The sequence below is a fragment of the Streptomyces sp. NPDC005955 genome (assembly GCF_042871255.1).
In the GTDB taxonomy this organism is placed as follows: Bacteria; Actinomycetota; Actinomycetes; order Streptomycetales; family Streptomycetaceae; genus Streptomyces.
Genome location: NZ_JBIAIF010000009.1, coordinates 173,781 through 194,979, shown reverse-complemented (window position 1 = coordinate 194,979; position 21,199 = coordinate 173,781). Strand labels below are relative to the sequence as shown.

General features: G+C 73.9%; 20 protein-coding genes. 9 read left to right on the top strand and 11 right to left on the bottom strand.

Annotated features, from left to right (window positions below):
* Positions 1-5: 5 nt before the first annotated feature.
* The 4 genes from ACFYOU_RS22415 to ACFYOU_RS22400 all read right to left on the bottom strand — a co-directional run bounded on the left by ACFYOU_RS22415 (position 6) and on the right by ACFYOU_RS22400 (position 4,244).
* Entirely contained in the window at positions 6-1,484 is a 1,479-nt protein-coding gene (locus ACFYOU_RS22415; protein WP_391307913.1) for a VWA domain-containing protein, read from the bottom strand.
* A complete protein-coding gene (locus ACFYOU_RS22410) occupies positions 1,481-2,899 on the bottom strand; it encodes a hypothetical protein (RefSeq protein ID WP_391307911.1) in 1,419 nt (472 codons plus the stop codon). The genes ACFYOU_RS22415 and ACFYOU_RS22410 overlap by 4 nt, the downstream gene beginning before the upstream one ends.
* Positions 2,869-3,372 (bottom strand): hypothetical protein, encoded by a 504-nt coding sequence (locus tag ACFYOU_RS22405; protein ID WP_391308033.1) that lies wholly within the window; start codon positions 3,370-3,372, stop codon positions 2,869-2,871. The genes ACFYOU_RS22410 and ACFYOU_RS22405 overlap by 31 nt, the downstream gene beginning before the upstream one ends.
* 134 nt (positions 3,373-3,506) lie before the next feature.
* Complete coding sequence (locus ACFYOU_RS22400) at positions 3,507-4,244, bottom strand: methyltransferase domain-containing protein (RefSeq protein ID WP_391307910.1); 738 nt, start codon at positions 4,242-4,244, stop codon at positions 3,507-3,509.
* A gap of 313 nt (positions 4,245-4,557) precedes the next feature.
* Here ACFYOU_RS22400 and ACFYOU_RS22395 point away from each other — a divergent pair, with 313 nt between their 5' ends.
* A complete protein-coding gene (locus tag ACFYOU_RS22395; RefSeq protein ID WP_389768977.1) occupies positions 4,558-4,983 on the top strand; it encodes an ATP-binding protein in 426 nt (141 codons plus the stop codon).
* Between the two features lie 122 nt (positions 4,984-5,105).
* On the opposite strand, the gene ACFYOU_RS22390 is transcribed toward ACFYOU_RS22395, so the two are convergent.
* Positions 5,106-5,459 carry an ArsR/SmtB family transcription factor gene (locus ACFYOU_RS22390; protein ID WP_385493757.1) on the bottom strand — a complete coding sequence of 118 codons (354 nt, stop codon included), beginning with the start codon at positions 5,457-5,459 and terminating at the stop codon, positions 5,106-5,108.
* Between the two features lie 380 nt (positions 5,460-5,839).
* Between ACFYOU_RS22390 and ACFYOU_RS22385 the strand changes: the two genes are divergently transcribed.
* Complete coding sequence (locus ACFYOU_RS22385; protein ID WP_391307908.1) at positions 5,840-6,322, top strand: GNAT family N-acetyltransferase; 483 nt, start codon at positions 5,840-5,842, stop codon at positions 6,320-6,322.
* Between the two features lie 736 nt (positions 6,323-7,058).
* Positions 7,059-9,068, top strand: a complete 2,010-nt coding sequence (locus tag ACFYOU_RS22380) for a SulP family inorganic anion transporter (protein WP_391307906.1) — start codon at positions 7,059-7,061, stop codon at positions 9,066-9,068.
* A gap of 119 nt (positions 9,069-9,187) precedes the next feature.
* Here ACFYOU_RS22380 and ACFYOU_RS22375 read toward each other — a convergent pair whose 3' ends face one another.
* On the bottom strand, positions 9,188-9,679 hold the full coding sequence (locus ACFYOU_RS22375) for an ATP-binding protein (protein WP_391307904.1): 492 nt from the start codon (positions 9,677-9,679) through the stop codon (positions 9,188-9,190).
* A gap of 155 nt (positions 9,680-9,834) precedes the next feature.
* Between ACFYOU_RS22375 and ACFYOU_RS22370 the strand changes: the two genes are divergently transcribed.
* The 6 genes from ACFYOU_RS22370 (at position 9,835) to ACFYOU_RS22345 (ending at position 16,811) form a co-directional block, all read left to right on the top strand.
* The gene (locus ACFYOU_RS22370; RefSeq protein WP_391307903.1) at positions 9,835-10,650 is read left to right on the top strand and encodes an SAM-dependent methyltransferase; all 816 of its coding nucleotides are present in this window, start codon (positions 9,835-9,837) and stop codon (positions 10,648-10,650) included.
* 388 nt (positions 10,651-11,038) lie between these two features.
* The gene (locus ACFYOU_RS22365) at positions 11,039-12,319 is read left to right on the top strand and encodes a phosphodiester glycosidase family protein (protein WP_391308031.1); all 1,281 of its coding nucleotides are present in this window, start codon (positions 11,039-11,041) and stop codon (positions 12,317-12,319) included.
* 97 nt (positions 12,320-12,416) lie between these two features.
* Positions 12,417-13,358, top strand: coding sequence for a response regulator (locus ACFYOU_RS22360; RefSeq protein WP_391308029.1), 942 nt, complete (start codon positions 12,417-12,419; stop codon positions 13,356-13,358).
* Positions 13,351-15,516 carry an ATP-binding protein gene (locus ACFYOU_RS22355; protein ID WP_391307902.1) on the top strand — a complete coding sequence of 722 codons (2,166 nt, stop codon included), beginning with the start codon at positions 13,351-13,353 and terminating at the stop codon, positions 15,514-15,516. The genes ACFYOU_RS22360 and ACFYOU_RS22355 overlap by 8 nt, the downstream gene beginning before the upstream one ends.
* Before the next feature lie 128 nt (positions 15,517-15,644).
* Complete coding sequence (locus ACFYOU_RS22350; protein WP_389768782.1) at positions 15,645-16,055, top strand: hypothetical protein; 411 nt, start codon at positions 15,645-15,647, stop codon at positions 16,053-16,055.
* A gap of 141 nt (positions 16,056-16,196) precedes the next feature.
* Positions 16,197-16,811 carry a class F sortase gene (locus ACFYOU_RS22345; RefSeq protein ID WP_391307900.1) on the top strand — a complete coding sequence of 205 codons (615 nt, stop codon included), beginning with the start codon at positions 16,197-16,199 and terminating at the stop codon, positions 16,809-16,811.
* Positions 16,812-16,826: 15 nt separating this feature from the next.
* Here the strand turns inward: ACFYOU_RS22345 and ACFYOU_RS22340 are convergent, their stop codons facing one another.
* The 5 genes from ACFYOU_RS22340 to ACFYOU_RS22320 all read right to left on the bottom strand — a co-directional run bounded on the left by ACFYOU_RS22340 (position 16,827) and on the right by ACFYOU_RS22320 (position 21,150).
* Entirely contained in the window at positions 16,827-17,426 is a 600-nt protein-coding gene (locus ACFYOU_RS22340) for a hypothetical protein (RefSeq protein WP_391307899.1), read from the bottom strand.
* Positions 17,427-17,525: 99 nt separating this feature from the next.
* The gene (locus ACFYOU_RS22335; RefSeq protein ID WP_391307897.1) at positions 17,526-18,218 is read right to left on the bottom strand and encodes an ATP-binding cassette domain-containing protein; all 693 of its coding nucleotides are present in this window, start codon (positions 18,216-18,218) and stop codon (positions 17,526-17,528) included.
* On the bottom strand, positions 18,211-19,281 hold the full coding sequence (locus tag ACFYOU_RS22330; protein WP_391307895.1) for an oligopeptide/dipeptide ABC transporter ATP-binding protein: 1,071 nt from the start codon (positions 19,279-19,281) through the stop codon (positions 18,211-18,213). Before ACFYOU_RS22330 ends, ACFYOU_RS22335 begins: the two co-directional genes overlap by 8 nt.
* Positions 19,278-20,192 (bottom strand): ABC transporter permease subunit, encoded by a 915-nt coding sequence (locus tag ACFYOU_RS22325; protein ID WP_391307893.1) that lies wholly within the window; start codon positions 20,190-20,192, stop codon positions 19,278-19,280. Before ACFYOU_RS22325 ends, ACFYOU_RS22330 begins: the two co-directional genes overlap by 4 nt.
* Positions 20,185-21,150 carry an ABC transporter permease subunit gene (locus tag ACFYOU_RS22320; protein WP_391308028.1) on the bottom strand — a complete coding sequence of 322 codons (966 nt, stop codon included), beginning with the start codon at positions 21,148-21,150 and terminating at the stop codon, positions 20,185-20,187. The genes ACFYOU_RS22325 and ACFYOU_RS22320 overlap by 8 nt, the downstream gene beginning before the upstream one ends.
* Positions 21,151-21,199 lie beyond the last annotated feature (49 nt).

Here is a 21,199-nt window from a genome sequence, read left to right as displayed (position 1 = left end):
CCTTTCTAAGCGAGGAACGTCTTGAGCTCGTGGACGAGCTTGCGGATGTGGCCGGAGAGGACCGGTGTGCCGAGGTCTTTGAAGCGTTCGCGGAACCACGGGTTGACGCTGCCGCGACCGGAACTGCTGACCGAGCCGACCGGGATGAACTTGGCTCCCGAGCGGTGGAGGGCGGCCATGCTCTCGAACAGCGGTTCGGCCTGCCATTCGTAGAAGTCCGATATCCACACGACGACGGTGTTGCGGGGTTCGGCGACCTTCGGCCCGGCCAGTGCCATGGCGACCGTGCCGTCGGTGCCGCCGCCGAGTCGGGTGCGCAGCAGGGTTTCGAACGGGTCGTGGACCCAGGGGGTGAGGTCGAGGGCCCGGGTGTCGTAGGCGATCAGGTGGACGTCCACCTTGGGGAGTCCCGCGAAGATCGACGCCAGGATGGTGCAGTTGACCATCGCGTCGACCATGGAGCCCGACTGGTCGACCACGACGATCAGTCGCTGGGGCGTGGTCTTGCGCGCGGTGTGGCGGTAGTAGAGCCGGTCGACGTAGAGCCGTTCCTCTTCGGGGCTCCAGTTGGTGAGGTTCTTCCAGATGGTGCGGTCGAGGTCCAGGTTGCGGAACACCCGTTTGGGTGGGACCGAGCGGTCCAGGGCGCCGACGGTGGCCCGGGCGACCTGGGTGCGCAGCACCTCGGCGACCTCGTCGACGAAGCGGCGGATCAGGGACTTGGCGTTGGCCAGTGCCACGCCGGAGAGGTTGTCCTTGTCGCGCAGCAGTTGCTCGATGAGGGACATGCTCGGGGTCAGTCGCCCGGCGAGCCGGGGGTCGGCGAGCACTTCGCGCAGCCGCATGCGCCGTACGAGCGCGGCTTCGATCGCGCCGAGTTCGGGTCCGATCTCGGGGATCAAACGGCTGGGGTCGGGGGTGGTTCCGGCGCTGTCGGTGCCGGTCGGGCTGACGCCTGTTCCGGGTCCCCCCGCGGCTCGGCCGGCGCGCAGTTGGCCGGGGGCGCAGCCGAGCGCGCGCTCCAGCCAGCCCGCGTCGGACTGCCAGTGGGCGAGTTGCTGCGCGGTGACCGGTCCGGTGCCGGAGGAGTAGACGTTGAGGAGGATCTTGGACACCAGTGCCGCGCGCCGTACCTCGGCGGCCCGATCACGGTCGTCGCGATCGCGGTCGCTGCCGTCGCCGTCGTCGTCGCCGTCGTCGTCGCCGTCACTGCCGCCGTCCGGGGAGCCGGTCGCCGGCCCGGGTCCGGTGAGCATCAGGCCGTCGAGTTCGGCGGCGAGCTCGGGGTGGCGCTGGACGACCGAGTCGACGGAGACCTGCGGGTCGAGGAGCGTGGACGGCAGTCCGATGTCGTCGACCACGGCGAGGCTCGCTGTTTCCAGTGCGGGCTGTTCCTCGGGGTCGAGGAGTCGGGCGAGGAGTCGCCAGTACAGGACCTGCCGGCGGTTGTCGTGGGAAGTCGCTCCCGGGGTGGGCTCGGTCATGTCCGCAACAGCTTTCCGGCGCGCTCGCGCAGTACGGCCACGGCGTCCGTCGCGGCCCTCTCGGCCCTGGCTCCGGCCTTGTCGCTGGTGCCGCCGGCCCAGGCGCCGGCGTGGACGGCGACGGTCTTCTTCCGGACCGTGGTCTCGACGGCGAGCGGCTGCACGCTGAACGTGCCAGCATCCCAGCGGAGCAGGCCGATGCACGCGCTCGACGCCCCGACGGCCTCGGGGGTGAGCGGTCCGGCGATCGGCAGGCGGTCGGTGGCGACCGCGAGTCGGTGTCCGGCGAGGGTGAAGGTCGGCTCGACCGCGTCCTGTTCGACGGTGTAGCCCTCCAGGAGGACGGGGACGGCGATGCCCGCGGGGTGTCGGTCGAGGGGCGCGGTCGCCGCACGGGTCGCGGTGGACAGCACCACCCGGGCCGTGGTGAAGGGGGCCGCGGGCTCGCCGGCACGGGCCTGTTCGTCGTTCCAGATCAGGTCGCCCCCGGCAGTGATCGGCATCGCGGAGAGGTCCATCGCCCGGCCCTCGCTGACGGCGTTCAGCAGCGACAGTCGCGGGCGGAGCAGTTGCCATGGTCCGGCGCCCACGACCGTGTCGGGTTTCGGCGCCGACGCCGTGGCGCGTACGAGCCGCGGCGGGCCGTCGTCGGCGGGTTCGAACACCGCGTGGACCTGGGCCTGTACCGCGGTCGCGTGTTCCTGGAGGTCGATCCCGAGGGGCAGCAGCCGTCCGGTGGCGGGGGTGGTCGCCGGCGGGGTGAGCGCGCCGGGCAGGGTCAGCAGCACGGCGCGCGACCACAGGTCGGCCCAGCGTCGGACGGGTACGCGTTCGAGGGCGGTTCCGGGGCAGGAGGCGGCGAGTTCGGCGGCGAAGCCGTCGAGGAGGGTCGCCAGGCGCCGTAGGTCGGGGACCGGGAGCATCGCGGAGACGATCGGGGCGGCCCCGGAGACCGTCTCGTGGTCGATGCCGGTCCATCCGCCGCGGGCCAGTTCGGACAGCCAGGAGCGGGCCGCCGCGAGGAGGTTCGCCGCCAGCGGTTCGCCCGGTGCCGGGAAGGAACTCCCGCCGGTGGGCCGTCCGATCGCTTCGTCGACGCAGTGGGTGAGCGCGTCGTGGACGGAGCCGAGCAGTGCGCTGCGGGCGGCGGCCAGGGTGAGGAGGTGTTCCTCGTCGGCGGCTCCGGCGACGGTCTTGGCGGCGGCCTCGGTGACGCGTGCGGCCAGTGGCGTCCCGCCCAGGGCGTGGGCGAGGCCCGTCACGCCGGCGGCCCGGTCGGACGGCGGGCGGAGCAGGCCGGTGACGAGGGCGCGGTCGAAGCCGTCGACGGCGGTGAGGGCCTCGTCCAGCCCGGCGATCGGTTCGGTGAGGACGTCGGCACGCATCACGCCACCGCCCTGGTCGGCGGGAACCACTGCATCTCGGGCACCGGGACGGTGGTCGGATCGAGTTCCAGGTAGGCGAGGTGGCGCAGGAAGCGGCTGAACACCGGTGCGGCGGCCGTGGTGTCGCCCTGCGGGGGGCGGGTGCCGCTCATCGCCGTGGTCAGGGTCTGCGCGGTGGGCTCGTCACCGGTGGCGTCCACGCCCAGGTAGCGGGCGACGCGTTCGGCACCGTACTGGAGCACGGCCTCGACCAACAGCGCACGGATGTGGTTGCAGTAGGTGCCGCGCGCCCCGCCGCAGGGCCGGTTGTTGTTGGTGCTGCAGGCGAAGGCGTAGGTGCCGGCCGTGACCGACGAGACGTACACCCGCCCGATGTCGGAGCCGCTGGACACCACGCCCTGCACCCGTCGGTCGGCCAGCTCGACGAACGGAACCTTGGCGAGCTTGCGCGGCCGTGCGGGCGGCACCACCCGCGCCGTACTCGACCTCTCCCCATCGGACAACACGTCATCTCCTCCGCACACCACAGGGACGTCCACGCCGGATCTGCGGGACGGGTACGAACCTAGGTGCGCGCACTGACAACGCGGGGTGGGCGCCCGTCGGAACGGGTGCGCAGGGGACGGTGGGCCGCTGCTCAGTCCGAGGTGCGGCGCAGCACCAGGCTGAGGAAGCCCCAGGTGTCTCGGTAGACGCGCAGCCATTCGGTGCGCCGGGTGGCCGCCGTCGCGAGGGCCTCGACGCCGTCGGGGTGGTCGGGGCGGTCCAGGCCCCACGCGGCCAGCGTCCCCCAGCACGCCCACTCGTAGTCGTCCAGTTCACGACGGGTGCTCACATGGCCGTGCACGGGTGTCCAGCCGTCGGCGGTCACCAGGTCCAGCGTGGCGGCCAGGTCGGCGAAGTCCCCGAGCATCTCGACGGCCTCCCGGGTGGGTTCGCCCTGCCAGATGCCGTCGCCCACCAGCACGTGTCCGCCGGGGGCGAGGTGTTCGCGCGCGGCGGCGAGGGTGGGGAGGAGTCCGCCGAAGGCGTGGGTGGCCCCGACGCTGAGCACGACGTCGAAGGGACGGTCCGGAACGAACTCCTCGGCCCGCCCGCGGTGCAGGGTCAAGCGGTCCTGTACGCCGAGGTCGGCGGCGGCCGCACGGGCCTGGGCGAGCGCGTCGGCGGAGACGTCGACCCCTTCGGCGCGCAGTCCGGGGCGGCTGGCCAGGGCGCGCAGCAGCCACTCGGCCGGGCCGCAGCCGAGGTCGAGGACCCGGGCGTCCTCGTGGGGGATCGCGCGGTCCAGGAGCCGGCGCACCGACTCGTCGTCGAGCGGGGCCTTGACGGGGTGGTCGGTGTGGGCGATGCGGGAGATCTGTTCGTGGTTCACCGCCGCAGCCTGGCACCGACCGGTTGCCTCCCGCACCCACTTTTCGGGCGCCCCGCAGCGGTCGGTGCCCGGTGACCGCGGAAGGGACGTCCCGTGGTCGACGTGCGTCCCGGCACGGCCGGGTCGGGGAATTGCGGAGTTCTGCAATTGTCTACATCATGGCTTCCCTGCCGTACTGGACCGGGCCGCCGGGCCGGATTCCACGAGGCGGCCGGGGCCGCCCTCGTGTCACCTGCGGTCCCTGCGACCTCGACGAGGAGGGCACTGTGACGATGTCGGGCCCGCGGTGCCCGTGCCGGACGGCGGGACGGTGATGGCCGCGCCCGCCGAGCACTGGCCGCTGCGGCACGTACTGGTGCTGCCCACGACGGGCGAGTCCGTGCGGACGGTACGCGAGATGACCGAACTGGTGCTGGTGGAGTGGGGCATCGACTGCCGTCACCCGAGCGTCGACCCGGCCCTGCTGATCGTGTCCGAACTGGTCACCAACAGCGTTCGGCACGCCGCCGCGCTCTCACCGACGGTGACGGTCACCTACGCGGCCAGCGCCGATGCCCTGGCCTTCGCCGTGCACGACCGGCACCCCTACCAACCTGCCCTGTACGGCTCGCTCGCCGGTGGTCCGGGCAGCGGTCTGGCCACCGTCGTGGAACTCACCATGGGCCTCGGCGGCACCGCCGTCCTGCGCGGCGACGCCGACGGTCGGGGCAAGAGCATCTGGATCACCCTCCCCCTCTAGCGCTGCGCCGGGAGGCGGCGTCGGGGCCGCCGAGGCCGGTGGGCGGCGTGGAGGACCGGCCCGGCTGCCGGATGAACGGGACTTCGCGCAGGTCCTGGAGGGGCGCCCCGGCGAACCGGCAGTCAGGGAACGTCCGTCCGCACCTCGGCGGCCCGTAGCTCGGTCAACAACTCGTGCTGCCCGGCGAGCATTTCGGTGAGGATGCGGCGTGCCGCGCGCATCAGGTCGGCCACGTCCCCGCCCGCCAACGCGTAGACCACCGTGGACCCCTCGCGGGTGGCCGTCACGATGCCGGAGCGCCGGAGGACCGCCAACTGCTGTGACAGGTTGGACGCTTCGATCTCGATCTCACCCAGCAGTTCGCGAACCGGTTTGGGCCCGTCCTGGAGCAGTTCCAGCACCCGGATGCGCACCGGGTGCCCCAACATCCGAAAGAACTCCGCCTTCGCCTGATACAGCGGTACTGCCGCGTTCACCGCCCGCTCACCCCGTTCTCCGTGTAGCCCGTACTGGTGCCATGCTCGCATGCGGGCCGCAGGACGTCCCCGACTTCCCCCGGCAGGGAGATCCCACGGAGGCGGCGTGGGGCGTGCCGGAGCCGTTGTTGCCCACGGGGACGGAGACGGGTGACCGTCCGTCCGGCCCGGGAGACGGCTGAGCGGCGGCGTACGGTTCCGGGCAGGGGCGTGTTCGAAACACGCGCCGGGCCCTACGATGCGCAGCATGGAGTGTTTCGGCGCCTGGCGCACGCGTCGCTGAGGAGGCCGGCTCACCGTCGATCCTGGGGCGGGGAGCGGGCCGATCGATGCCCTTGTCCCGCCCGGGCACCACGCCCTCGGCCCGAGAGGCACACTCCGTGCTCATCCGCGCATTCACCCGGCACGACCTGGCACCACTGACCGAACTGACCATCGACACGTTCCGGCCGTTCTACGAGGAGTCCTTCCGCCCTTCGGTGGGCGAGGCCGTCTTCGCCGTTCAACACGGCAACTGGCGCGAGGACTACCGCACACAGGTCGCCGAACTCCACGCACCCGAACGGCACGCGTACGTCGCCGTCGCCGAAGTCGGAGCCGACCTCGCGGGCTACGTGGCGTGGAGCGTCGATCCGCCCCGCAGGAAGGGCGAGGTGACGGTCCTCGCCGTCTCGGCCCGGCACCGGCGCCACCGCCTGGGCACGGCCCTGTGCGAGCACGCCTTCGACCGGATGCGCGACCTCGGTGCCGAGGTCGTCGAGATCGGCACCGGAGGCGACCGGTTCCACGCACCGGCCCGAGCCCTGTACGAGGCGCTCGGGTGTACTCCCCATCCCCTCACGGTCTACTTCCGTCAGCTCTGACGCCCCCGGGCGGGGTGCCCCCGGGCGCCCCGCCCGGGTCGGCAGGCCGTTCCGGCTCCGCTTCCGCAACAGACTCCAGCTAGTCAATTGCAAAATTCTTCATATCTACGAATCGACGTCCCCGACGCCTTCCGAGGGGGCGTTCCTGGCTCGTGCCCTGCGCGACGAGAGCCCGTTCGGGAGCGAACAGCAGGGCTGTGACCAGGCACGACGACAAGGGAGTCGACCGTGGACCCCGCCGCCCGTGCGGGACGCGTCGGCACACCGGGCGGGGGTGAACCCGCGGTTCCCATGAGGCCGCTCTCACCATGATCTCACCGACGGCTCACACCACCGGCGCATGATCCGGCCCGAGGTGCCCGTCCGGACGCCTCAGGAACCCCAGATGTCCCAGCCGCTCGACAGGGAGCGCGGCGTGCGGCGACCACCGGTCCGCCCCGAAGGACCGGAGGCGTCACCGCGCAGGGCCCGGCGTGGTCGACGGGTCCTCCCGGCGCCCTCCTCCACGACCTCAGACGCCCGCGGGAAGGGCGAAACCCCGTGGGGCGGCGGCGGAGACGCAATCCCCCAACCCATGCGTCCGCGCACCCGGCACGAGCCCGGGGGGAGCCGCACGGCTCGTCGACGTGCACGACGCAGCGAAAGGAACACGGTGTCGTCTAAACGAACACGTCCCGGTGCGGGACGGCACGCGCGCAGGAGCCGTGGATCGACAGCGGGCGATCCGTCCGGGGCGTTGTCCCCGGCCGCCCTCGGCGCGGACCTGATGGCGTCGGTGGTCGTCTTCCTGGTCGCGCTGCCGCTGTGCATCGGCGTCGCGGCGGCGTCGGGCGTACCCGTGTCCCTGGGCATCATCTCGGGCATCGTGGGCGGCCTGGTGGTCGGTTTCCTGCCCGGCAGCACGTTCCAGGTGAGCGGCCCGGCCGCCGGACTGGCCGTACTGGTCCTGGAGTTCACGACGGAACACGGGGTCGGTCTGCTCGGCGTCGTGGTGCTCGTCAGCGGCGTCCTGCAGATGGCGCTCGGCCTGTTGAAGTTGGGCCGGGTCTTCCAGTCGATCTCGCTGTCCGTGGTGCAGGGCATGCTCGCCGGCATCGGTCTGCCGCTGATCCTCAGCCAGACCTACGCCCTGGTCGACTCCAAACAACTCGGCACCGCCCTCAAGAACATCGCGGGGCTCCCCGATCTCGCCGCCGACGTCCTGGGTGACTCCCGCAAGGGCGCGGCGCTCGCCCTGGGCCTGATGGCCGTGGTGATCTGCTTCCTCTGGAAGAAGGTTCCCGACCCGCTGGGCAAGGTGCCGGCGCCGCTGATCGCGGTGGTGCTGGGCTCGGCGGTCGCCGCGCTGCCCGGGTTCGACGTCAAGAAGGTCCAGGTCGGCAATCTGCTGGACGCGGTGGACTTCGTCGGGCTCGCGGACTTCCACGGGCTCACCGACCCGAAGGTCCTGACGATGGTCGTGACCTTCACCGTCATCGCCTCGGCGGAGAGCCTGTTCAGCGCCGCGGCCGTCGACCGCATGCACACCGGCCCGCGCACCAAGTACAACGCCGAACTCTTCTCCCAGGGCGTCGGCAACACCCTCTGCGGATTCCTCGGTGCACTCCCCATGACCGCGGTCATCGTCCGCAGCGCCGCCAATCTCCAGGCCGGCGCCACCACCAAGGTCTCCCGGATCCTGCACGGCGCCTGGCTGCTCGGCTTCGGGCTGCTGTTGCCGGGCCTGTTGGGGGTGATCCCGGTCACGATCCTCGCCGGCGTGCTCCTCCACGCGGGCTGGAAGCTCTTCAACCCGCCCTCGTTCGTGAAGATGTGGCGGACCGACCGGGGCGAGGGCCTGGTCATGTTCGTCACCACGGGCGCCATCGTGGTCACCGACCTGCTGGACGGTGTCATCGGCGGTCTGGCCGTCGCCATCGTGCTCACCGCCCTGCGCATGTCCCACCTGTCCGTGCGCAGGGTCGGCGACGGCGACACGACCCGTCTGGTGCTCAAGGGCAACGCGACCTTCCTGCGGCTGATCCGGCTGATCCGTGCACTGGACTCGGTCGCGGGCGAGCGACGCGTCGTGGTGGACGCCCGCGCCGTGACCCACCTCGACCTGGCGTGCCGGGCCCAGATCGAGGAGTGGGCGGAGCAGCGGCTCAAGTCCGGTGCCGAGCACGTCGAAGTGCTGCTGCCCGGCGAGGAGCCGGCCGCGGAGGCCGGACCCCCGGCCGACGGACGGGCCGACGGAACCGGTTCCCGGGCCGGGGACTTCATCGCCGGGTCCGAGGCTCCGACCGCCGGGCGGCCCTGGCCCGCCGAGCAGCCCGGCACCAGCGCGCCGTACGGGGCTCCCGCCGGGTCCGGCACGGCCGCACCGCAAGCGCCGGCCCACGGCTACGTCCAGGGGGGCGCCCACGAGGCCGCACCGGCCCGCCCGCACCCGTACGCGCAGCCGCACCCCGGGATGGGCGGGCAGGTCTACGGGAGGGCGGCGTACCAGCAGCAGGCGGTGCAGCACACCCAAGTGCACCTCGCGCACCCGGCCCACAGTCACCGCTGGCAGGGCCCCCTGGAACCCCAGGCCGCGGCACCGTCCCCGGAGCACCGGCACGAGGAGTCGATGCCCCGGGGCGGCCCCGGCGAGGAGTACGGCGGCGGCCCTGCGCACTTCCCGCTCCACCCCGACGACCCGTACCCCTCCCCCGGGGGCGACGGCGGGTGGAGTGACCCTCGGTACGGCGGAGGGCAACCCGGCTGAACCCGGCACCCGCTTCCTTCTGCCCATGAATTGCAGAAATCTGCAATTCCACACATCGCATGTTCGACCGTGTCGGCGGCCCCTGGCCGGCACGGTTCCGCCCGGGGCGTCGGGCCGGCCTACAGCTGCGCCCACACCGTCTGGCCGGTGTCGGTCTGGCGGGCGCCCCAGGCGTCGGACAGGGCCACCACGACCTCCAACCCCCGGGCGTACTCCCGCAGGTCACGCACGGGGTCACCGCCGCCCTCGGCGCTGGCGGCGGGACGGGGGCCGGGCAGGCAACTGCACGGCGGCCCCTCGACGGTGACGCGGACGACGCCCCGCTGCCAGTGTTCGACCTGACAGCGGACCCGTTCGACCGCGGCGCGACCGGGGACGGCGCCGGAGTGCAGGACCGCGTGCGTGACGATCTCGGAGGCCACCAGGGTCGCCGTTTCGGTGACGGTCTGGTCCACGTGCCACCGGGCGAGCGCCGCGCGGACGTGCGCCCGTGCCTGCCGGGGGCCCTCCGGGCCCGCCTGGACGTATCTGGCGAGCGTGCGCGGCCGGTCCGCCGGGCGCCCGCTCCGCCGAGGGCCCGACCGGGGCTCGGGGCGCTCCTGGTCGGCCATACCTCCACGATGCGCGCAAGTCGTGCGGCCCGCAATATGGCTGCATGAGGTGATTTCCGGCGCACGTGACGAACGGGCGGTCGTCGCCCGGGGCGGGCGACCCCGACACGGCCTCCCCGGGCCCCGCCCCGACCGCCGCCCCGAGGAGCCGCACCATGACCGAGCCCGTTCCGCCGCGCCAGGCACCGACCGACGTCGACACCGGCGTCCCGCACTCGGCGCGCATCTGGAACTTCTGGCAGGGCGGCCACCTCTTCTACGAAGCCGACCGGGTCGCCGCGGAGGCGTTCGCGGCGGAGGTGCCGGAGATCCGGGAGCTCGCCCTGTCGAGCCGTCAGTTCCTGCGGCGGTCGGTTCGGTGGGCGGTGACCGAGGCGGGTCTGCGCCAGGTGCTGGACCTGGGCGCGGGGCTGCCCTCCGAGCCCAACGTCCACGAGATCGCCCAGGCGGCCGACCGCACGGCCCGCGTGGTGTACGTGGACAACGACCCCATGGTCACCGTGCACCAGGCGGCGTACCTGGACGGCACCCCGCAGGGGGCCACCGCGTACGTCCACGCGGACATCCGCGATCCGGAGCGGGTGCTGACCGAGGCGGCGCGCACGCTGGACCTCGCCCGGCAGCCGACGGCCCTGGTGTTCAGCGACATGCTCGGCCACATCGTCGATCTCGACGAGGCGTACGCGCTGGTGCGGCGGCTGGTCGACGGGGTCGCCCCGGGCAGTTGTCTGGTGCTGAGCCACACCGCGCCGAGTTCCCGGCTGCCGGCGCTGGCCACGGCGAACGACCACTACGCCGCGGCCGGCGGCGTCCCGTACGTCCTGCGGACGCCGGAGCAGATCGCCGGCTTCTTCGAAGGGTTGGACCTGGTGGCGCCCGGGTTGGTCCCGATGCCCCGTTGGCGGCCGGACGGCAGCACGCTCGGCATCGCGGCCGACGTGGGGTGGGGTGCCGTGGCCCGCATCCCCTGACCGTCCCGCCGCCGCACCGTGCGACAGCCGACGGCCGCCGCTCCCCCGCCCCGACCACCGACCTGCTGGCCCGCTGACCTACTGGCGGACCGGCCTACTGGCGAGCTGGCCTACTGGCGGGCTGGCGGGGGCCTCCGAAGCACCCGAAGGAGTGTGTTTTCTGATCCGTTCGCGTAGCGCGGGGAGGTGTTCCCCCCACTGTCACCGACCCTTCTGATGGACTCGCTCACCGACCGAAGCCCGTTCCACCGGGCGGAAGTTGGACGGGTGACCAGCGAAGGGAGCACGCGCAGTGACAGAACGCGGTACGGGACGGGCGACCGGACCCCGCCGACGGCCTCGCGCCGAACGGTCCGGGCCCACCGCAGAGCGCGTCCGGGTCAGGGCGGTGTGGACGGCGTACCTCGCGTGCACCGCGCTCGCCGCCACGGCCCTGTCCGCCGCGGCTCCGGCCAGCGGCGCCCAGGCCGCGGACCGGGCACCCTCGAAGAGGGCCCTCGCGGGCGCGGTCCGCGGCGCGCCCCCCGGGGCCCACGGTTCCCTGGGGGTGACCCAGCGCGTCGCCGGCGGGGTGACGTACCGTCACTACGACATCGAGACCCCGCGCGGGATGACGCACGGACACCTGGTCACCGTCGACCTGGGTGCCCCCGGGGTCAGTGTCGGGCTGCTCTACCCGTCGGTGGTCGGCGCCCGGGCCACCGTCTCCTCGCTGGCGAACGCCGCGGGCGCCGTCGCCGGGGTGAACGGCGACTTCTTCAACATCTCCGAGGCCCAGCATCCGGGCGTGTCACCGACCTACGCCCCGGTCGGCCCGGCCGTCGCCCAGGGACGGGCCCTCAAGGCCGCGGTCCCCCGCAAGCAGCGCTTCGGACCGTCGCTGCCGTCCGGCACCAGCCCCGAGGACGTGCTGGGCGTCGACACCACGGGCCGGGCCCGGCTGGACCGGCTCCGGTTGGACGGGGCGTTCACCACACCGGACGGCACGGTGAAGCTGCACGGACTGAACCAGTACGCCCTCAAGGTCGGCTCCGTGGGGGCCTTCACCCCTGACTGGGGCAGCCGCTCCCGACTCCGCGCGACCTGCGGCAGCGACACCAGCCGGGGCGCGCCGTGCAGCGAGGACACCCATGAGGTGGCGGTACGCGGCGGCGAGGTCGTCGAGACCGCGGACGTGCCGGGCAGTGGACGCGTTCCCGAGGGCACGACGGTCCTGGTCGGACGGGAGGAGGGCGCGCAGCGGCTGCGGAAGCTGTCGGTGGGCGACGCGGTGACGGTTCGGCACCGGCTCGTCCCGTCGGTGACGGACGTGTCGTACCGGTTCGCGATCGGCGGGTTCCCGGTGCTGCGCGGTGGTGCTCCGCTCGCCGGGCTCGACACCGCGGCCTCTGCGGTGCGCACCGCGGTGGGCATCGCCGGCGGCGGGCGCAAGCTGCTGTTGTTCGCCGTGGACGGGGCGGCGGCGCACCGCAAGGGCCTGACCGTGGCGGAACTGGCCCGGGTGCTGCGGGACGCGGGTGCCGAGGACGGGTTCAACCTCGACGGGGGCGGCTCGACGACCCTGGCGACCCGGGCCTCGGGCGCGCGCAAGACGTCGGTGCGCAACCATCCCACCGACGGTTCCGAGCGCATGGTCGCCAACGGGATCGGCGTGTTCGCCGCGGAGTGACGGAGCGTCCCCGATCGGTCCCGCACCGGGTGAGCGGGGAGCGCACCGGTCCGATCGTCGTACCTCCTCTACGATCATCGACGTGTGCGCAGAAGTCATGGTCGCCGAAGATGACGACAAACAGGCCGAACTGATCCGTCGCTATCTGGAACGCGAGGGACACACCGTCACGCACGCCCGTGACGGTCTGTCCGTCCTGGAGCGGGTCCGGCACCACGAGCCGGACCTGCTGATACTCGATGTGATGATGCCGAGGGCCGACGGCCTCGACGTCATACGGGTACTGCGGGCCGAGTCCCGTGAACTGCCGGTGCTGATGCTCACGGCCCGCAGCACCGAGGACGACCTGTTGCTCGGGCTCGACCTCGGCGCCGACGACTACATGACCAAGCCGTACAGCCCGCGCGAGTTGATGGCCCGGGTCCGGACCCTGCTGCGCCGGGCGCGGGCCCCGCCCGGGGCCCGGGGGGCCCCGCCCCCCGCCCCCGCCCCCCCGCGGCGGGGGGGGGCGCGCCCCCGCGAACCCCGGGGCCCCGGGGTGGGCCTCGGCGGCGTCGCGGGCGCGGGCCCCCCCCGCCCCGCGCCCCCGACCCCCCCCCCCCCCCCCCCGGGGGGGTGGCGGCCCGGGGCCGCCCCGGGGGGGCGGGGGGGGGCCCCGGGGGGGGGCCGGGGGCCCGCGCCGCCGCCGGAACCGGAACCCGCGCTGAGGGTGGGGGCGCTCACCGTCGACCCCGGGCGCCACGAGGTGGGCATCGACGGCGTCGCGGTCGAGTGCACGCCCGGGGAGTTCCGGTTGCTCGCCGCGATGGCCGCCGAACCCGACCGGGTGTTCAGCCGGCAGCGGCTCCTGGAGGAACTGCACGGCTTCGACCGCTACATCAGCACCCGCACCGTGGACGTCCATGTGATGAACCTCCGCAAGAAGATCGAACGCTCGCCGCGGCGCCCGGTGCGGTTGCTCACCGTCTTCGGGGTGGGCTACAAGCTCACCGATCCGGAGCGGGGCCGCGGTGGCCCCCGGAGCGGGCACCGTGGGTAGCACCGCGCCCCCGCGACCGGGCCGCACGCCCCGGGCGACGGGGCGGCCGCGGCGGCTGCCCCTGCGCAAGAGCCTGCTGGGGCGGTTCCTCGCCGTGTCGGCTCTGGTGGCCGCGTGTTCGGTGGCGGCGACGGCATGGTTGGCCGTGCAGACCACCTCGGGTGCGATCAAGAAGGAACAGGGGCAGTTGCTGGCCGACGACACCCGTGTCTACAACACCCTGCTCGACTACGCGGCGACCCACCCCGACTGGGACGACGTGCAAGGCACCGTGGACGACCTGGCGCAGCGGACCGGCCGTCGGATCACCCTGACCGACGGGGACCGCACCCCGTTCGCGGACTCCAGCCCCGAGGCGGTGCGCCCGAACCTGCCGCCGCAGGCGTCGGTGACCGTCAACCCGCTGGCCGTGGACACCACGCTGTCGGCGCTCGCCGGCGGGGAGTCGGCCGAAGACCTGACGACCCGGAGGACCATCGCTCCTCAGACGCCCCGGCCCACGAAGGTCCGCCCCGAACCGGTGCCTTCGCAGGCCGTGGTGCCGGGCCGAACGCCGAAGGTCGACCTCGCTCCGGAGGCCCCGACGGCCCCGCAGGCCCCGGAGGAACGGCCGAAGCCGAACGGCGGGGCGCGCGGTTCGGTGGGGGCCTCCCGCTCCGTGGACGAATCGGGGGTCGACCGGATCGACCCGCGGGCCGTCGGTCCCTTCCGTCTCTCCGCGGCGGACCGGACCCGGCTGCGGGTGCTCGCCGAGCGTCAGGCCCAGTGTTACGCGGCGCGCGGGCTGACGGTCACCCTCGTCACCGGCCCCAGTGGACGGCCACGGCTGGAACGCACGGCGCACACGGACACCTCGGAGATGTTCCTGGACGACGGCCGGGGGTGTGACACGGGAGCCCTCAGCGCCCCCACCGCGTCCGAGCGCACGGCGCTCGACACGCTCAACGACCTCACCAACGCCTGTCTCGACCGGCGGAGGCAGCCACGGGTGGAGGTCGGCCTCGACCTGACCTGGTCGGACACGCCGAACCCGAGCACGGCACGCACCTCACAGGACCACCGGACGATCGGCCTGTGCCTGCACCAGGCCCGGGGCGAGCAGTTGTCCTCCCACGTGGCTCCCGAAGCGTTGCTGTTCATCACGGACCGGGACGGGGGGACCCCGTCGAAGTTCGAGCTGTCGCCGGGCAACACGGCGAAGATCGCGGGTGCCGCCGCCCTCGTCCTGGCGCTCACCGTCGGTGTGTCGGTGGTGGCGGGCACGCGGCTGGTGCGTCCGCTGCATGCGCTGACGGGTGCGGCGCAACGGATGAAGGACGGTTCGGGCGGCGACCGGTGGACGCCGGTTCCGGTGCCCGCGGACAGCGAGATAGGACGACTCGCGGCGGCGTTCAACGACATGGCGGCGCACCGCACCCGGCTGGAGGAGCAGCGCAAGGTGATGGTCAGCGACGTCGCGCACGAGTTGCGGACCCCGTTGAGCAACATCCGGGGGTGGTTGGAGGGTGCTCAGGACGGGATCGCCGACCTGGACAAGGCGCTCGTCTCCTCGCTGCTGGAGGAGGCGGTGCAGCTCCAGCACATCATCGACGACCTCCAGGACCTCGCGGAGGCCGATGCGGGGGCGCTGCGGCTGTATCCGGAACCGGTGCCCGTCGCGGAGTTGCTGGCCCAGGTCGCGGCGGCGCACCAGGCCCGGGCGGACGCCGCGGGGGTCACCCTGACCGTGAGCGCGTCCACCGGGCCGGCGGGGGGCGGCGGTCCGGACGATCCGGTGGCCGACCCGGTGCGGCTGCGGCAGGCCGTGGGCAATCTCGTCACCAATGCGATCCGGCACACCCCCTCGGGCGGGGAGGTGACCGTGCGCGCGGCGCGCAGCGAGCCGGACGGGGATCTGGTGTTGGAGGTCAGCGACACCGGGGAGGGTCTCACCGCGGAGCAACTGCCGTACGTCTTCGACCGGTTCTGGCGCGCCGAGAAGTCCCGTAACCGCCGGACGGGCGGCAGCGGGTTGGGCCTCTCGATCGTGCGACGGCTCACCGAGGCGCACGGGGGAACGGTGAGCGTGTCGAGCACGGTCGACGTCGGTTCGGTGTTCACCCTGCGCATTCCGGCCCGGGGTTCCGCGTCGGAGCCGGTGGGCGTCCGGCAGGGCTGATCCGATCCGCACAGTGATCTGACAGGTTCTTCACACGGCCGGGCGAGCCTGTGCGGACAGGCCCGGCGGGGCCGGTCGCCTGACCGGTCCCCGTCGGGTCCCATCCCGGCTGAAACGGAGACCCGTTCATGTCCCACCGCACCATCCTGCGTCGGGCCGCCCTGCTGACCGTCGCGGTCGGCGCCGTGCTCGCCCCGACCGCCGCCGTCGCCTCGGACTCCCCCGAGAAGTCCCGCGGCGCCCTGGTCCTGTCCCCCAAGGAGTCCCCGGCGCCCGCCGCTCCCCGCGGCGGTGTCGCGGCCGGTGCGGCGACCCCGTCGGCGTCGCCCACCCTTCCCTCCCGTGAGACCCCGAAGGTGTCCCTCGCCGAGGGCGACCGGGCCGTCACGCCGCGGGGCGGGGTCGCCGCGGGCGAACGCCCCGTCGAGCAGAGCGGCTCCCCCGCGCTCATCGGTTCCGCGGCCGGTCTGGTGCTGCTGGCGGGCGCCGGAGCGGTCGTCGTGCGGCGCCGGGTGACGGCGGCGCGCCCGACGGTCTGATCCACCGGTGGCGCCGCCCGACCCACGGGTGGCGCCACCTCCCGTGTTCGGCCCGCCCGGCCCGGCCGGGCGTCGGTCTCCTCAACCGCAGCCCCCGTGAGGACCTCAGTGATCCCGCACCCGCGTTCCACCGCTCTCGGCATGACCCTGCTCGCCCTCGCCTCGGCCGGTCTCGTCACCGGTTGCGGCGGCTCCGACACCCCCGCATCGGCAGCGACCGGTCGGGGTGCGGACTCCGCCCCGACCTCCTCCGCCTCGGACGCCGGCGCCGACCGGCCGGACGGTTCCCCGTCCGGCAGCACGGCGTCGCAGCCCGCCGCCCCCACCCGGGTGTCCGTCCCGTCCCTCGGCATCTCCAGTGAGCTGATGCCCCTGGGGCTGAACGAGGACGGCACCGTCGAAGTGCCCCCGGCGGAGCGGGGGATGACGGCCGGCTGGTACACGGGGCGGCCCGTGCCCGGTGCGCCCGGCCCCGCGGTGATCATCGGGCACAACGCCACCCGGCACGGACCCGCCGTGTTCAAGGACCTCAAGGACATCCGCAAGGGCGCCCGGATCACCGTGCGCAACGCGGCGGGCGCGAACACCCACTTCCGGGTGACCGACACGGAGACGGTGAGCAAGAAGGAGTTCCCGACCCGGAAGGTCTACGGCTCCACCGCGGAACGGGCCCTACGGCTCGTCACCTGTGACGGGGCGTTCGACGCCGAGGGCCATCCGGTGGACAACCTGATCGTGTACGCGGTCCGCAGCTGATCCCGTGCGGGCGGGTCAGACGGCCGCGGGGGCCGATGCACAGGGGCACGGCCGGTACTCCAGGCCGAGTTCCTGGTCGACGGCCCCGCTCGTCCGGGTCGCGGCCTCGGTGACCTCCTCCCAGGAGCCGTACTTGGCGTACAGCTGGTCCGCCGTCGGGCCGAGCGGATTGCCGTACTTGGCGATGTTCCGCTCCTCCAGCCGCCGCACCTGCTCCGGGGACATGCCGGCGCGGGTGATCTCCTTGGCGTCGTTGCGCAGGTCGACCATGCGCCGGGCGATCTCCTCCTCGGATGCGCCCCGGGCCCGCATCGCGCACTCCTCGCGGTCCAGGTCCACGAGGAGCCCGTGGTAGCGCATCCGGACGTCCCGGGACGCCACCCGTTCCTCGGGGGTCTGTGCACGGATCTGACAGACGACGGGCTCCGGGCTGGCGCACGGCCCCGGGCTCGCCGGTTCGGCGGAGAGCGGTGCGACGACGACGGAGCCGCAGGCGGTGGGCGCGCAGGCGACGGGCTGGGCGTGGGCGGCCGGGCCGGTGAACAGGACGGCCTGCACCGTGAGGACGGCGGGCAGGACGTAGCGGGTCAGGACGGGGAACCGAGGTGTGGGCATGGCCCGCATCCTGGCCCTGCGGCGACCCCCGTGACCGGGTCTTGCGGCCGTGGTCCCCCGTCCGGGCAGCCGAGCTCCTCCTGACGGGGGATGCACCGGTCAGACGTGCGGGCGGGGCGGCGGGGCCTGATGCTCCTCCTGGGTCAGCGCCGACCAGGACACGGTGCGCTCGCACCAGCGTTCCAGCAGGACCCGGTCGTGGCCCACGGCCAGCAGCGCGGCGCCCGACTCGGCCCGGTACTCCTCGACCACGGCGACCAGCGCCGCGGTGGTGGAGGCGTCCAGCATGGCGGTCATCTCGTCGGCGATCAGCAGACGGGGCCGCAGGACGAGGGCCCGGGCGAGACAGGCCCGCTGCAACTGGCCGTCGCTGACCTCGTGCGGTCGGCGGCCGAGGAGGTCCGGGCCGAGGCCCACGGTCCGGGCCAGTTCGGCGATCCGGTCGGCGGCCTCGGCGGCGCGGCCGGTGGCGCGCAGCGGTTCGGCGACGAGGTCGGTGAGGGTCAGGCGGGGGTCCGCCGCGAGCCTCGGCTGTTGGAAGACCACGCCGATCGCGGTGCGTTGGGAGCGCGGGGCCCGGTGGCGCCAGCCCCGTACCGGCTCGCCGTCGAGCGTCACCTGCCCCGCGTACGGGCGGTGCAGCAGGGCGGCGACCCGGGCGAGGGTGGACTTGCCGCAGCCGCTCGGGCCGAGCAGGCCGATCGACTCGCCGGGGGCGACGTGCAGCGTCACTCCCCGGACGACCGGTGCGCGCCGGTCGTACCCGGCGACGACGGAACGGAGTTCAAGCACCGGGTACCTCCACGGCGGCGGCCCGTAGGGGCAGGGGGTGGTGGCAGGCGACCCCGTCGAACGCGGGGCGGGCGCCGCAGCGGTCGGTGGCCCGGTCGCAGCGGGCCGCGAAGGCACAGCCCGCGGGCAGGGCGGTGAGCTCCGGCGGCATCCCGGGGACGGGGGTGAACGCCCGCTCGGGCAGGGCGTCGAGGAGCCCGTGGGCGTAGGGGTGGCGCGGACCGGGTGCCCCGAAGAAGTCGGGTGCCGGGGCGATCTCCACGATGCGGCCCGCGTACATCACGGCGACCCGGTCGGCGATGCGTTGGGCGGCGGCGAGGTCATGGGTGATGAGCAGCAGGGCCCGTTCGTCGCCGATGTGGCGGCGCAGTTCGTCGACGGTGCGGTCCACCAGGTCGCGGTCGAGGCCGGTGGTGGGTTCGTCGGCGAGCAGCAGCGGGGCGTCACCGACCAGGGCGAGGGCGGTGGCGGCGCGCTGGGCGAGTCCGCCGGAGAGCTCGTGCGGGAAGCGGTCGAGGTGGTCCTCCGGGAAGGCCGCGCGGACGGCGGCGGCCCGGGTGGCGGCGCGCAGCGCGGACCGCGGGGTGCCGGTGACCTCGCGGAGCGTCTCCTCCAGTTGGGAGCGGACCGTGCGGACCGGGGTGAGGTGCGCTGCGGGGCTCTGGGGGACCAGTGCGACGCGGCGACCGCGGACCCGGCGGGCGAGGGTGGCCTCGTCCGCGGCGAGCAGGTCGACGTCCCCGTCGAGGACGGCGGTGCCCGCGGTCTGGGCGTTGGCGGGCAGGAGGCCCAGGAGGGCGGAGGCGAGCACGGACTTGCCGCAGCCGCTCTCCCCGACGAGGGCCAGGCACTCGCCGCGCCGGAGGTCGAAGTCGGCGTCGCTGACGGCACTCACCTGGCTGCCGCCCCGCATGCGGAAGCGGACGGACAGCCCGCGCACCGCGAGCAGCGGTGCCCCGGTGGGGGGCGTGCCGGCGCCGGGTACTTCGGGAGCGGGAGATGTGCCGCGCCCCTCGACCGGGGTGCCGGCCGCGGGCTGCGGGCCCTTCGCCGTGCTGCTCACAGCATCAGCTCCGATCGACGTCGGGGGTTGAGGCGTTCGCGCCAGATGCCGGCGAGCCCGGCGATGGCGAGGGTGGGGACGATGATGAAGAGCCCGGGGAAGAGCGTGGGCCACCAGTCGCCGGCGAGGAGGGAGCCGCGGGCGGTCTGGACGAGGGTGCCCAGGCTGGCCTGGTGGGTGGGCAACCCGAGGCCGAGGAAGGAGAGCGCAGACTCGTGCCAGATGGCGTGCGGCACCATGAGGACGGCGGCGAGGCCGGCCTGGGGCAGGACGCCCGGCAGCAGGTGGCGCACGGCGACCCGACGGCGGGAGGCGCCGCCGGAGACGGCGGCGTCGATGTACGGCCGGGAGCGCAGGGACAGCACTTCGGCGCGGACGATCCGGGCGGTGGACAGCCAGTGGGTGAGGGCGACGGAGAAGACGACGGGCCACACCCCGGGGCGGAACATCGCGACGATGAAGATGCCGAGCAGCAGGTGCGGGACGGATGCGAAGGCGTCCACCAGCCGCATCACGAGCCGGTCGACCCAGCCGCCGAAGACGGCCGCGGCGGTGCCCACGGCGGTGCCGATGACGGTGGCGACGAGGGCGGCGACCAGACCGACGAGCAGGGAGACCCGCAGTCCGTACACGCAGCGCAGCAGCAGGTCCCGGCCCACGTCGTCGGTGCCGAAGGGGTGTTCCCAGGACGGCGGCCGGAGCTTGGCCGCGAGGTTCACGGCCTGTTCGTCGAGTTGGACGAGCGGCGGCACGACGAGGACCGCGAGGACGACGGCGGCGACGATGACGGCCGAGGACCACCGTCGCCAGGTGCGGGTGGAACGTCGGGTGCCGCCCCGGGACCGCCAGGTCGGGGCCTCGGCGCCCGGGCCGTCCTGGTGGGTGGCGGGCGGGTGTGCGGTGTCAGCCATCGAAGCCCACTCTCGGGTCGGCGAGGCCGTACAGCAGGTCGGCGAGGAGGTTGCCGAGGAGCACGGCGGCGGTGGCGAGGACGGTGAGCGCGGCGAGCAGCGGGAAGTCGACGGAGGTCGCGGCTTCGACGGTGGCGGCGGCGATGCCGGGCCAGCTGAAGACGGTCTCGACGAGCAGGGCGCCGGTGATGAGTTCGGGGACCCGCGAGCCCACGAGGGTGAGGACGGGCAGCATGCCCGAGCGCAGGGCGTGCCCGACCAGTACGGTCCTGGGCGCGAGTCCCCGGGCGCGGGCGCCGCGCACGGGGTCCTCGTCGAGGGCGTCGCCCACGCCTTGGCGGACGTAGAGGGCGAACCACGGGAGTTGGGAGACGGCGAGGACCAGTGCGGGCAGGATCAGGTGGTTGGCGACCTGTCCGGCGGTGATGACGTGGGTCCCGGTGTCGGTGAGGCCGCCGGCGGGGAGCGCGCCGAGCTTGAGGGAGAACAGCCAGATCGCGAGGAGGCCGAGCCAGAACGGCGGGGCGGCTTCCAGGGTGTACGCGAGGGAGGTGACGACCCGGTCGACGAGGCCGCCGCGCCGGCGTGCTGCGAGGACCCCGAGCAGGGTGCCCAGCAGGATCGCGAGGGCGAAGGCCGTGGCGGCGAGCAGGACGGACCAACCGATGCGTTCGGTGATCACGTCGGCGACGGGCTGCCGCATCACGGCGGAGTCGCCGAGGTCCCCGGTGAGGGCGCCGGTGACCCAGTCCCACCAGCGTGCGGTGAGCGTCTGGTCCGCGCCGAGGTTGGCGCGGAGTTGGTCGAGGTTCTCCTGCGAGGCGGTGAGGCCGGCGGTGCCGGCGTACGCCTTGACCGGGTCGAAGGGTGAGGCCGCGGCGATGGCGAAGACGCCGAAGGTGACGGCGAAGAGGATCGGCACGCCGAAGAGGACGCGCCGGCCCGCGAGCCGTGCCATGGGCCCCCAGGGCAGCCCCCGCCCGGTGCGGGGGCTGCCGTCGGTGGCC